Source organism: Actinophytocola sp. NPDC049390, assembly GCF_044466355.1.
Classification (GTDB): domain Bacteria; phylum Actinomycetota; class Actinomycetes; order Mycobacteriales; family Pseudonocardiaceae; genus Actinophytocola.
Map to the genome: position 1 here is coordinate 334,852 of NZ_JBITMQ010000002.1, position 11,863 is coordinate 346,714.

The 11,863-nt window shown below is 70.5% G+C and carries 10 protein-coding genes; 3 read left to right on the top strand and 7 right to left on the bottom strand.

Going from position 1 to position 11,863, the window contains the following annotated elements; translation table 11 throughout:
- Positions 1–36 precede the first annotated feature (36 nt).
- Positions 37–1,281, bottom strand: a complete 1,245-nt coding sequence (locus tag ACIBVP_RS07710) for a WS/DGAT domain-containing protein (RefSeq protein ID WP_396105218.1) — start codon at positions 1,279–1,281, stop codon at positions 37–39.
- Between the two features lie 103 nt (positions 1,282–1,384).
- Here ACIBVP_RS07710 and ACIBVP_RS07715 point away from each other — a divergent pair, with 103 nt between their 5' ends.
- Both ACIBVP_RS07715 and ACIBVP_RS07720 read left to right on the top strand, forming a co-directional pair.
- The gene (locus tag ACIBVP_RS07715; protein ID WP_396105219.1) at positions 1,385–2,338 is read left to right on the top strand and encodes a cyclase family protein; all 954 of its coding nucleotides are present in this window, start codon (positions 1,385–1,387) and stop codon (positions 2,336–2,338) included.
- 81 nt (positions 2,339–2,419) lie between these two features.
- Positions 2,420–3,604: a hypothetical protein gene (locus ACIBVP_RS07720; protein ID WP_396105220.1), complete on the top strand. Its 1,185-nt coding sequence runs from the start codon at positions 2,420–2,422 to the stop codon at positions 3,602–3,604.
- On the opposite strand, the gene ACIBVP_RS07725 is transcribed toward ACIBVP_RS07720, so the two are convergent.
- From ACIBVP_RS07725 to ACIBVP_RS07745, 5 genes are all read right to left on the bottom strand, one after another.
- Positions 3,592–3,726: a DUF397 domain-containing protein gene (locus tag ACIBVP_RS07725; protein WP_396105221.1), complete on the bottom strand. Its 135-nt coding sequence runs from the start codon at positions 3,724–3,726 to the stop codon at positions 3,592–3,594. The genes ACIBVP_RS07720 and ACIBVP_RS07725 overlap by 13 nt on opposite strands.
- Entirely contained in the window at positions 3,695–4,711 is a 1,017-nt protein-coding gene (locus ACIBVP_RS07730) for a helix-turn-helix domain-containing protein (protein WP_396105222.1), read from the bottom strand. The genes ACIBVP_RS07725 and ACIBVP_RS07730 overlap by 32 nt, the downstream gene beginning before the upstream one ends.
- Positions 4,712–5,348: 637 nt before the next feature.
- On the bottom strand, positions 5,349–7,514 hold the full coding sequence (locus ACIBVP_RS07735) for an MMPL family transporter (RefSeq protein ID WP_396105223.1): 2,166 nt from the start codon (positions 7,512–7,514) through the stop codon (positions 5,349–5,351).
- 149 nt (positions 7,515–7,663) lie between these two features.
- Entirely contained in the window at positions 7,664–9,190 is a 1,527-nt protein-coding gene (locus ACIBVP_RS07740) for a helicase HerA-like domain-containing protein (protein WP_396105224.1), read from the bottom strand.
- A gap of 134 nt (positions 9,191–9,324) precedes the next feature.
- Positions 9,325–10,404, bottom strand: coding sequence for an AI-2E family transporter (locus ACIBVP_RS07745; RefSeq protein WP_396105225.1), 1,080 nt, complete (start codon positions 10,402–10,404; stop codon positions 9,325–9,327).
- Positions 10,405–10,504: 100 nt separating this feature from the next.
- Between ACIBVP_RS07745 and ACIBVP_RS07750 the strand changes: the two genes are divergently transcribed.
- Positions 10,505–11,428, top strand: a complete 924-nt coding sequence (locus tag ACIBVP_RS07750; protein WP_396105226.1) for a hypothetical protein — start codon at positions 10,505–10,507, stop codon at positions 11,426–11,428.
- A 79-nt stretch (positions 11,429–11,507) separates the two neighbouring features.
- Here the strand turns inward: ACIBVP_RS07750 and ACIBVP_RS07755 are convergent, their stop codons facing one another.
- Entirely contained in the window at positions 11,508–11,810 is a 303-nt protein-coding gene (locus ACIBVP_RS07755; protein ID WP_396105227.1) for a DUF1540 domain-containing protein, read from the bottom strand.
- Positions 11,811–11,863: the final 53 nt, after the last annotated feature.

The window sequence follows — 11,863 nt, forward strand, 5'->3', positions numbered from 1 at the left end:
CCGCCACCCCGAGTAACGCATGCCGGTCAGCGGGTTCTACGCCGACGAGCCCACGCCGGGCCGGGGCGCGTGCACGCGGTGCAGTTCGTGCACGGCGTCGGTCCAGTACGCGGCGAGCGCGGCGGGTTCCGGTGCGCCCTCGGGTGCGAGCACGGTCAGCGCGGCCCGGTCACCGTAGGTGGCGAAGAACGCGAAGCACTCGTGGGCGGGCGGCAGCCACGGCAGGGCGGTGGCGTCGACGACCGGCGCACCCGCCAGCGTCATCGGCGCGGTGAGGCGGAGGTTCGACAACGTCATCGCGACCTGCGTGTGGTCGGTGATGCGCCGCATCGCCCAGGCCGCGGCCGGGTGGCCACCGCGCCGGGTGATGGCGGCCCAGACCCGCCGGTACCGCTCGGTGCGCCGACGGCCCGCCGCGGCACGCACGGCACGCAGCCGCTGCGCGGGTGCCGCGTCGCCGCACGGCAGGTCGACGCGCATGAACCCGAGCCTGCTGCTCAGGTCCTCCTCCCCCGCCGCGCGGGTGTCCACGGGGATGTTCACGGGCCTGCGCGACACCTCCGGTCGCGGCGACCACCGGTCCAGCGCCGAGGACATGGCCGCGAGGTGGACCTGGTTGACCGTCGCGCCGGTGCGGCCCGCGATCTCCGTCAGCAGCGCGACGTCCACCTCCGCCGACGCCAGCACCCGGCCCGGCCCGTACGCCTTGCGCGGCACCGGCGGCGCGGGCAGCTTGGTGCGCACCAGGTCGGCGGCGATCGGCAGCAACGCGGGCCAGCCACGGCCGCGCACCCCGGCGGGGCCGGTGGCGGCGGGGATCTCGTCGTCGCCCAGCAACGCCATCACGGTGCGCAGCGCACCGGCCGCGTCCTGGCGGGCGTGGTGCACGAGGTAGTACAGCCGCCAGCTCTCGCCGTCCTCGCTGTCGTCGGTGACCCACAGGCCCCACGGCGGCCGCGCCGGGTCCGGGCCACCGGCCAGGATCTCGTGCGCGGACAGCACCCCGGTGTGGCGCGGCAGGGTGCCGACGTGCCGGGCGACGTCGAAGTCGGGGTCCCGTTCCCACTGGACCGTCGCGCGGGCGACGAGCCGCTCGGTCAGCCGGGGCAGCCGGTCGAGCCGGGCCGCCACGCGCGCCCGCAGTTCGTCGACGGTCGGGCGTGGCCCGGCGAGCCGGAACACGAGCCCGAACCAGGTGTCAGCGGGGTTCGGCGCGATCTGCCCGAGGCGGGCGAACGCGGTGCCGAGGAGGTCAGCGGGAACCGTGGGTAAGTCGTCCATCGCGCGACGCCTTCGCATGAGTCGGAGAGGTGGCCCGAGTATTCGGTCGGCGGCATGACAACGCCATGACTCTGGCTCGCTCGCGCTGATCTACTGTCGGGGGATGACGGCAGGGCGACCGATCCCCTCGCAGGACGACGTGCTCGGGTACTTCGACACGCTGTCGAACTGGGGACGCTGGGGTGCGGACGACGAGCTCGGCACGCTGAACCACATCACCGACGAGGTCCGGCTGGCGGCGGCGCGGGCCGTGCGCCACGGCAGGAGCGTGTCGTGCGCGTGGGAGGTCGCCGTGCCGGCGGAGATGGAACGGTCGACGACGACCTGCCCGTGCGCCGCCGACATGCCGGGCGCCGAGCACATGCCCGCACCGTTCCACCGGGACCGGCGCTGGGGCTTCTCGAACGAGCGGCTCGGCATCGTGTTCCACGGCAACACGATCACCCACGTCGACTCCCCGTGCCATCTCTACTGGGACGGCACGATGTACAACGGCCGGCCGCATGAGCTGGTCGACGCCGAGACGGGTTCGGCGTGGGCGGCCGTCACCGCGGCGGCGAACGGGATCACCACGCGCGGTGTCCTGCTGGACGTCGCGAAGGTCCGCGACGTGCCGTGGTTGGCGCCCGGGGAGGGTGTGTTCCCCGACGACCTCGAGGAGGCCGAACGCCGCCAGGGGGTGCGGGTGCGGTCCGGCGACGCGGTGCTCCTGCGCACCGGCCACGGCCGCGCCCGGCACGAGGCCGGTCCCGCCGGTGGCGTCACGCAGGCGGGCTGGCACGCGTCGTGCCTGCCGTGGCTGCGGGACCGGGAGGTCGCGCTGATCGGCGCCGACACCCCGCAGGACGTGCAGCCGTCGGGGTACGACGACGTGCTGATGCCGGTGCACGCGGTGGGCCTGGTCGCGATGGGTCTGTGGCTGCTCGACAACTGCGACCTGGAGGCGTGCGCGGCGACGGCGGCCGAGCTGGGCCAGTGGGACTTCCACCTCGCGGTCGCGCCGGTCCGCTTCGCCGGCACGTCCGGCAGCCCGGTCAACCCGATCGCCACGTTCTGATCCCGCGACGTCTTGCCCCCACGGGCGGAAGCTCACTAGCGTGTAGCAGATTCTGTGAGTTTCCGACAACGTGGGGGTCCGATGTCGAAACATCGTCTGGCCAGGGCAGGGCTCGCTGCCGCCGTAGTCGCCGCCGGGTTGCTCGTCGCGCCCGGGGTCGCCGCGGCGGATCCGACCAACCTGCCGACCAGCCAGTACACGCTGTCCGCCAACTACAACCAGTTCGACACGATCAACTCCGCTCTCGTGTCCAGGCTTGGCGTCGCGTCCGTCAGCACGGTGATGGCGAACGCCAACCACGACCGCACCGGCCTCCCGTCGTCGTTCTCGGTTCCGGGGTTGGAGACCGGTTTCCGGTTCGACAGCGGGGACAACTCGAGCTGCACCAACTACCCGCAGGGCATCACGACCAGCCGGGACGCGGTCGGTCCCGGCGGACATTACGACGGTCACCAGCTCGTCGTGGTCAGCTGGTACACCCGCGACGAGTGCGGCGGCAGCCAGGAACGCAGCCGCATCACGATCGTCGACTGGGACGCGGACTACCCGAACAAGTACCGCAAGGTCCTGCTCGTCGAGCCGACCGGCACCGCGACCACGCCGAACTTCAAGGACATCCCCATTCACGCGGGCGGTGTCTCCTGGTACGGCCACTACCTCTACGTCGCCGACACCGGCCGTGGGATGCGCGTGTTCGACATGCGCAAGATCCTGAAGACGAACACCGGCGGCACGGCGGACCAGATCGGCCGCCAGCCGAACGGCGAGTACTACGCCCACAACTACGCCTACGTGCTGCCGCAGGTCGGCACGATCACGTCGAACACCACGTCGGGCACGAGGCTCAACTGGTCGACCATCTCGCTAGACCGGGTCAGCAGGTCGATCGTGATGACCGAGTACACGTGTGCGTCGGGCTGCACGTCGTACCCGAACCGCGCGCCGAGGGCGATCCGCTTCCCGTTCGCGGCGGGGTCGACCACGTTCGCGGCGTCGACCACGGCGACGCAGGCGCTGCGGCTGCCCTGGTACAAGCTCAACGGGCTGGCGTCGCACAACGGGCGCTGGTGGTTCTACTCGTCGGGTGCCAAGCAGTTGTACTACTGGACGCCGTCGGCCGGGTCCACGACGTACGGGTTCGTGAGCCTGGGTGAGAGCATCTCGTACTGGGAGGACTCGACGAACCCCGACCTGTTGTGGACGCTGCAGGAGGGCGTCGGCAACCGGAACGTGTTCGCGGTGCGGCAGGCGAGCTACGACGGCTGAGGCGTGACCTGGAGGAGCCGGTGCCAGGCCGTCGTGGAGACGGTCAGCACCGGCCCTTCGGCGTTCTTGGAGTCGCGGACCAGCACCCCGTCACTGGTAGATGGGGGTTGCTTCCACGCCACTTCGACGCAGTCCGATCCACCCTCGCCGCTGTAACTGCTCTTCCGCCAGGACGTCTGCGACAACCCCTTGACTCCCTCGGTCGTACTCGTCGGCCAGGTCGGCCGCGAACTCCCGAGATTGTCCCTCATCCAGGGCAACATCCGTAAGCATCGGCACCAGCTCGCGGTAGCGGCGGACGTAGCCGGGATCGTCGAGGATCAGACCCCCTCCGCCGAGATTGTCCAGGTACACCATCGGGCGGTGCTCCTGGAACTCCATCAGGCGGAAGGCCCCGCCGACAGCGGATCGCTCCCCCGCCGAGCTGGGCACGATCCGCAGCGAGACGTTGTCCAGGGCGGCGGTGAGCACCAGATGCAGCAACTGCTCGTGCATGACCTGGTCACAGCCGATCCGGAGCCGCAATGCGTGCTCGTGAACGAAGAAGGTGAACCGCCCTGGATCCGGCAGGGTCAGGATCCGTTGCCGCTCCACACGGGTACGCACAACGCCAGCCATCGTGTCCGCATCGAGCATGGGATTGCGAGCAGCGATGAGCGCACGGGTATAACCCGGAGTCTGTACCAGGCCATTGATCACCTGTGGCTCATAGATGATCGACTGCTCGGCCGACGACTCGTGAAAGATCAACGACTGGAGCGAACCGTCGATCCACTTGTCCGACAGGTAATAGCCTTCCTGACTCTCGGCCATCCGGGTGAAGTCCACGATCGGCTGCACCTCCGACCGCTGCACCCCGCACATCACCGCGTACTGGATGACGTCCGTCGTGGTCGACGGCCGCCGCCCGTTCTCCATGCGCGACACCCTGGTCGGTGGCCAGCCCAACCTGCGCGACAGCTCATCCCCGGTGATACCGGCCTTCTCTCGAACGCGGCGCAGCATCCCACCGAGTTCCCGATAAGCAGCCGACGTGTGACGAACACCCATACCCACCACGCTATGGCCCGCCACCACCACAACGCAGGCACGCCACGCCAGATCCACCCCAAGGACGCAACCCACCCGTCCCCTGTCCCCCGGCGGCAAGGAACCACCGAATGCCCTGGTTCCACCGATGATCATGCTCGGTTGTGCGCGGGGTGGCTTGGGGTTTCCCTCCGGGGGGTCCTCGCCGGACGGGCTGATCTCGGGGAGGGGGCCTTCCGGTTCGGGCTTGTTGAGATTTGGCGAGGATGGGTGGCCTGCCCTCCCGTCGACCTCCCTCCGGGCTATCACACCGCGTCAAGGGGCCGGTGTTTCTGGCACGGGGTGCTTTCGGCAGGCCCCTTGCCCCGGTGTGATCGGGCTTCGCCAGGTCGACGGGAGGGCAGGCAGACCGTCTTTGTGGGCTTGCGCCCGGGCTTGTGCACAGGGCTGGGGGCCCGCTTCGCGGGCCGGGGCGCGCAGCGCCCGGGCGGTGCTGTGAAAGGCGCCTTACCGGCGCTCAGTGCTGCGAAAGCGCCCTTCGCAGCACTCGGCGATGCCGCGAAGGCGCCCCTCGCAGCACGGCACCCGGCGGATGCCCGCCGGGCGCTGCGCAGCGGGCCTGACCAGGCCGTGCTTGCCGCAGGGCCGGAACAACCAGGTTGACCATCGGTGGATCCAGGCTCAACGTCCCGAAAGCGTCTTTCAGGGCATGGGCTCAGCCGACCGGTTCCAGGACTCGCGTCTCCTCCGTGGCCACCTTGTCCGCGCGTGGGCGGAGCAGGCGCGGCGTCCACCAGTTCGCCTTGCCCAGCACCGTCATCAGCGCGGGCAGGATCACCGCGCGGATCAGCGTCGCGTCGATGAGGATCGCCGCCGCGAGGCCGACGCCCATCTGCTTCATGTCGATCGTGCTCAGGGTCGCGAAGATCGAGAACACGCCGATCATGACCGCGGCCGCGCTCGTCACCACTCCGGCCGACCGGGTGATGCCCGCCGCGATCGCGTCCTTCGTGGACAGCACGCCCGCCGCCTCACGGATGCGGCTCACCACGAACACGTGGTAGTCCATCGACAACCCGAACAACGTCACGAACAGGATCACCGGCAGCCACGCCGTGATACCGCCCGTCGACGTGAAGCCCAGCAGGCCCTCCGCCCACGTGTTCTGGAAGACCAGCACCAGCAGCCCGTACGCGGCCCCCGCCGACAACAGGTTCAGCCCGATGGCCGACAGCGCGATCACCGGCGCTCGGAACGCCCACAGCATCACGAGGAACGTCAGCAGCAGCACGAACCCGATCACCCACGGCAGCGCACCGGTCATGGACTCGATGAAGTCGTTCTCCCCCGCCGTCTGCCCGCTGACCGCGTACTCGGCGCCCGCGACCGTGCCGATCGTGGCGGGCAGGAGCGTGCTGCGCAGCCGTTCGAGCGACTGGTCGGCCTCGGCCGAACCGCCGTCGTGCGGGATGCCCGCCGAGATGAGGTGGATCCGGCCGTCGCGGACCGTGGTGACCCGCGGCGGCTGGTCGTGCGCGAAGCCGGGGTCGTCGGCGATGCGGTCGAGCAGCCTGCCGACCGCGGCCTCGCCGTCCGCCACCGCCGACGCCGGCACCCGCACCGCGATCTCGTGGGATGCCCCGGTGCTCGGGAACGCCTCGGTCATCCGGTCGTAGGACCGCATGATCGGGATGCTGCGCGGCAGGTCCGCCTCGCTCGGCGCGTTCAGGGTCATGCCGAACGCGGGCACGGCCAGCGCGGCGAGCAGACCGACCCCGACCACCAGCGTGGTCTTCGGCCGCCGCAGGCTCGGCCGCAGCACCGCACCCCAGAACTTCGACGTCCCCGCGTTGTCGCGCATCGACAGCCGCCACAGGAACGGGATCCTCGGCTTGTCGACCCACCGGCCGAGCTTCGCGAGCAGCGCGGGCAACACGGTGATCGAGCCGATCATGGCGGCCAGCACGACGAGGATCGTGCCGACGGCGATCGAGGAGAACACGACGTCGTTCACGACGAACATGCCCGCCATCGCGACGGTCACGGCGATGCCGGACACCACGATCGCGTGGCCGGACGTGGCGGCGGCGATCTCCACGGCGTCCACGTGCCCGGCGCCCTTCGCGCGTTCCTCCCGGTCGCGGCGCACGTAGAAGAGCGAGTAGTCCACGCCGACCGCCATGCCGATCAGCAGGATCATGCTGGCCGTGTTGTCGGTCGCGGGGATGAGGTGCGAGGCGAGCGCGGACAGCCCCAGCGCGGCGCCGACCGCGGACATCGCGAGCAGCACGGGCACCCCGGCGGCGATCAGCGCACCGAACACCACCAGCATGATCACCAGCGTGACGGGGATGCTGATCAGCTCGGCCTTCTGGAAGTCCTCGCCGAGCGTCGCGGAGAGCGCCTTGTCGAGCGACGCGCCGCCGACCTGCTCCACCAGCAGGTCCGGATGCCGCTGCTGCACGTCGGCGGTGGTGTCGAGCAGCCGATCGACCCGGTCCTCCGCCGTGTCCGGGTCACCGGCCAGCTCGACGTTGACGAGCACGGCGGTGCCCTTGGGCGACGGCACCGGCTCGCTCACGTCCCCGACCTCGCGCAACCGGCCCATGGCGGCCCGCACGTCGTTCGCGGCCGCGGTCGCCTCGGCCTGGTCCAGCGCGCCGTCACGGGCGGAGATCAGGACGTTCTCGGTCGCCGGACGGGTGAAACCGGCCTCGTCGACGATGCTCTGGTAGGTGGCCAGCTCACCCTTCGGGTTGTCGTCGAAGTCGGCCTGTTTCGTCCCGGTCAGCTGACCGGCGCCGACGCAGATCGCCACGAACACGAGCCAGGCCCCGATCGCGCGCCACGGGTGCTCGGCACTCCATCTTGCGATCCGCACGGTTAACAGCGGTTTCCCCATGGTCGTCCCCTCTCAGGTCTTCGTGCAGGCACAAGGCTCGTGCACGAAGACATCGAGGGGCTCCGGGCTGACCCCGGACCGGGCTCAGGGATCGCCCTGAAACCCGGAGTGTGATGCGACGGCGACCGTCAGCGTCGGCGGCGGGTGCCGAACAGCCCGCGGGTCACCTCGCGGCCGACCGCACTGGCCGCCGAGCGCAGGAACGACCTGACGGCACTGTTCCCCATCACCTTCTCGACGAAGCCCGGATCGTCCTCTTCCTTCTTCTTCGGCTCCGCCTTCTTCTCCTGCGGAGCCGGTGCCGCCGGGGCCTTCCGCGCCATCCGCTCGTAGGCCGACTCGCGGTCGACCGTCTGCGCGTACGTGCCGTGCAGATCCGACGCCGCGGCGGCCTCCTTCACGGCGTCGTCGCCGATCGTGCCCATCAGCGACCGGGGTGCGCGCAGACGGGTCCACGCCACCGGCGTCGGCGCACCGGTCTCGCCGAGGACCGTCACGATCGCCTCGCCGGTGCCCAGCGACGTCAGCGCCTTCTCCAGCTCGTAGTGCGGAGTCGTCGGGTAGGTCTTCACCGTGCGGGCCAAGGCCTTCTGGTCGTCCGGCGTGAACGCGCGCAACGCGTGCTGCACCCGCGCGCCCAGCTGGGACAGCACCGCGTTCGGCAGGTCCGTCGGCAGCTGCGTGCAGAAGAAGACGCCGACGCCCTTGGAGCGGATCAGCTTGACGGTCTGCTCGATGCGTTCGACGAACGCCTTCGACGCGTCGTCGAACAACAGGTGCGCCTCGTCGAAGAAGAACACGAGCTTCGGCGCGGCGAGGTCGCCCGCCTCCGGCAGCTCCTCGAACAGCTCGGCCAGGAGCCACATGAGGAACGTCGAGAACAACGCGGGCCGGTCGGACAGGTTGCCCAGCTCCAGCAGGCTGATGACCCCCTTGCCGTCGGCCTGCCGCATGAGGTCGGCGACCGACAGCTCCGGTTCGCCGAAGAACTCGTCCCCACCCTGGGCGTCCAGATTGGACAGTGCACGCAGGATCACGCCCGCGGTCGCGGACGACACACCGCCGATGCCCTGCAGGTCGGCCTTGCCGTCCGGGCTCGTCAGGTAGGTGATGACGGCACGCAGGTCCTTCGTGTCGAGCAGCGGCAGCCCTTTGCCGTCGGCCCAGTGGAAGATCAGGCCGAGCGTGGACTCCTGGGTCTCGTTGAGCCCGAGGACCTTCGCGAGCAGCAACGGCCCGAACCCGCTGATCGTCGCGCGGACCGGCACGCCGATGCCGCTCGTGCCCAGCGAGAGGAACTGCACGGGGAACGCCGACGCCGCCCAGTCGTCACCGGTGTCCTTGGCGCGCTTGGTGATCGCGTCGTTGGCCGTACCCTGACGGGCCAGCCCGGACAGGTCACCCTTGACGTCGGCCATGACGACCGGCACCCCGGCGGCGGACAGCTGTTCCGCGATGCCCTGCAGGGTCTTGGTCTTCCCGGTGCCGGTCGCACCCGCGACGAGCCCGTGCCGGTTCATCATCGCGAGCGGCACACGGACGCGCGCGGCCGCATCGGCGGTGCCGTCGACCACGACGGCACCGAGCTCGACGGCGGCACCCGACGTGGCATACCCGGCCGCGATCTCCTGCGTGGCACTGACCGTTTCGGACATCAGCACTCCCCTCGCCGACCAGCGCTGTCATCAGCGGAAAGTCTAGGAGGGTCGGCGGATTCCGCCACTCGAAGCGAGGCGCCCGCGGTGTGCTCGCTCGTCGACGGGCTCGACAGCTGCCTGCGGCCCGCGCCCTACCCCGGTCCGCTCGCGCCGCTGGACTGAACATCCTCGTCGGGCTCCCGCTCGCGCAGCACCAGGTACACGGCCCGGACCGTCGTCAGCAGCGGAACGGCGAACAACGCGCCGACGATCCCCGCCAGCTCCACACCGACGGCCACGGCGATGATCACGGCGACCGGGTGCAGCTTCACCGACCTGCTCACCAGCAGCGGCTCGAACACGTTGCCCTCCAGCTGCTGCACGAGCAGTACGACACCGGTCATCACCAGCGCGATCAGCGGCCCCTGGCTCACGAGTGCGACGAGCACGGCGACGAGCCCGGTCACGAACGCCCCGATGATCGGCACGAACGCGCCGAAGAACACGAGCGCGGCCAGCGGCAGCACCAGCGGCACGCCCGTGATCCACAACCCGAGCCCGATGCCGACCGCGTCGATCAGCGCGACGACCACGGTCACCCGCACGAACGACGTGAGGTCGCCGAACGCCCGGTCGCCCGCGCGGCGGATCCGTTCGCGGTGCCGCTCGGGCAGCGGGCTGGTCGTCCCCCGCCACATCCGCCGGCCGTCGTGCAGGAAGAAGATCAGCAGGAACACCACGAGCACGAACCCGGCGAGCATCGTCCCGGCGGTGGACAGCACACCGAAGGCACCGGAGGCGATGGCCGACCGGTTGCGGTTGAACCAGCTCTGGCCCTCGGCGAGCACCGAGTCGAGCTGGGCGCCGGTGAGCCCGAGCGGCCCGTTGGTCAGCCAGTCACGCAGCTGTCGGTAGCTCTCGTCGAGCTGCGTGCCGAGGTCGGGCAGGCCGGCGACGAGCGTCGCGACCATGAACCAGACGAGCCCGCTGAGCGCGGCGACGCCGACCAGCAGCACGATCGCGGTCGCCAGGCCCTTCGGCACCCGGCGCCGGACGAGCAGTGACACCCCGGGGGACAACAGCGCGGCGATCAGCAACGCGACGGCGACGGGCACCACGACGATCATCAGCCGGCTGACGACCCGGCCGAGCACCCACAGCGCGACGGCGAAGATCAGCAGGTAGAGGCAGGTCAGCGCCCCTCGCCGCAGCGCCCCGTCGTCGGTGCTCACCGCACTCAAGGTAGCGGCCCCGGGGGTGCCGTGCTCAACAACAGGGAACGAAACGGCTCCGTCCACAGTCGAACGCCGCAACGAAGAGCGGGAGGCCCAGGTGACGTACCCACAACAGCCCTACGGCGGATTCGGCGGCTACGGCCCGCCGCCATCGCCGCCGCAGAAGAAGAACACGGCGGCGATCGTCGCGGTGGTGGCCGCGGTCGTGGTGGTGCTGGCCGGGTTGGGCATCACCGGGTTCGTGGCGCCCGGGTTCTTCCTCAGCGACGACGACACGAAGACCGGCGGAGGCACGACCACCCCCACGCCGACGACCACGTCGTCGGAGAAGCCGGACACCGACGGCGCCGAGGACGCGCTCGCGGTCGTGGCGGACGGGCTCGACGGCCACGACACCGGCGCGCTGCGGGACATCGCGTGCGCGGACGCGGAGGAGATCGTCGACGAGGCCATCGGCGACGCCGACGCGATCACCAAGGCCGAACTGGTGGACACCGAGGAGGTGTCCGACGACGAGGTCATGGGCACCGTCGAGGTCACCGTCAACGACGAGTCGGCGGACTTCGAGATCACGGTCGTACTGGCCGACGACGAGTGGTGCTGGCAGGACATCCGCCAGGCGGATGGCGGACCGACCGCGTCGTCCGAGCCGCCGGAGCCGTCCACCGGCCCGAGCGGTGGCGAGCCGACCGCGAGCGGGAAGCCGGTGCCCGCGGCCGCGCTGACGGCCATGCAGGGCTTCCTCGACGCGATCAACTCCGGCGACGCGGCAGCCGCGAAGGGCACGCTGTGCGAGGACGCGATCAACACGCCGGAGGACGTGGACGAGTTGGTCGGGTACGACCCGGACCTGCGGATCGACCCGTCGATGGACGGGATCGCGACCGGGGAGCAGTCGGTGCAGCTGTACCTGCGGGGCACGGCCAAGGGGCAGGACCTGGAGGGCTACTCGACGAACCTGTGGGTGACGAGCTACGACGGCGCGTGGTGCGTACACGCCTTCCGCGCGGTGGTGATCTGAGCCCTCGCCGCGCTGGTGCGGTGCCGCGGTTGTGCCCGCGCGGAGCCGGTCGGCATCCGGCTCCGCGCGGGCTTCCTCGTCAGCGGGTGGTGTAGGTCAGGCAGTTCGCGGCGTGGTCGCCTTCGCCGGGGCCCACGCGGACCGCGGACGCGGTGCACTCCAGGTTCTGGTTGTGCACGCAGTCGGCCCTCGTGCAGGCGCCGACCTGGGACACGATCTTCGGCAGGCCGCCCTTGGCGGACAGCGGGATGAAGGTGCCGCAGTCAGCCGCGCCGTTCGAGCCGCTCACCGTGATCGCGAAGGCATGGCAACCCCGGTGGTCGTTGTACGAACACGCGGTGACCGTGCACTCGCTGACAGCGGGCATTTCCGTGGTGGTCATCTCGTAACTCCTCCCGCAACAGTTCGGCGCATGAAACGTTGCCACCACTTTTA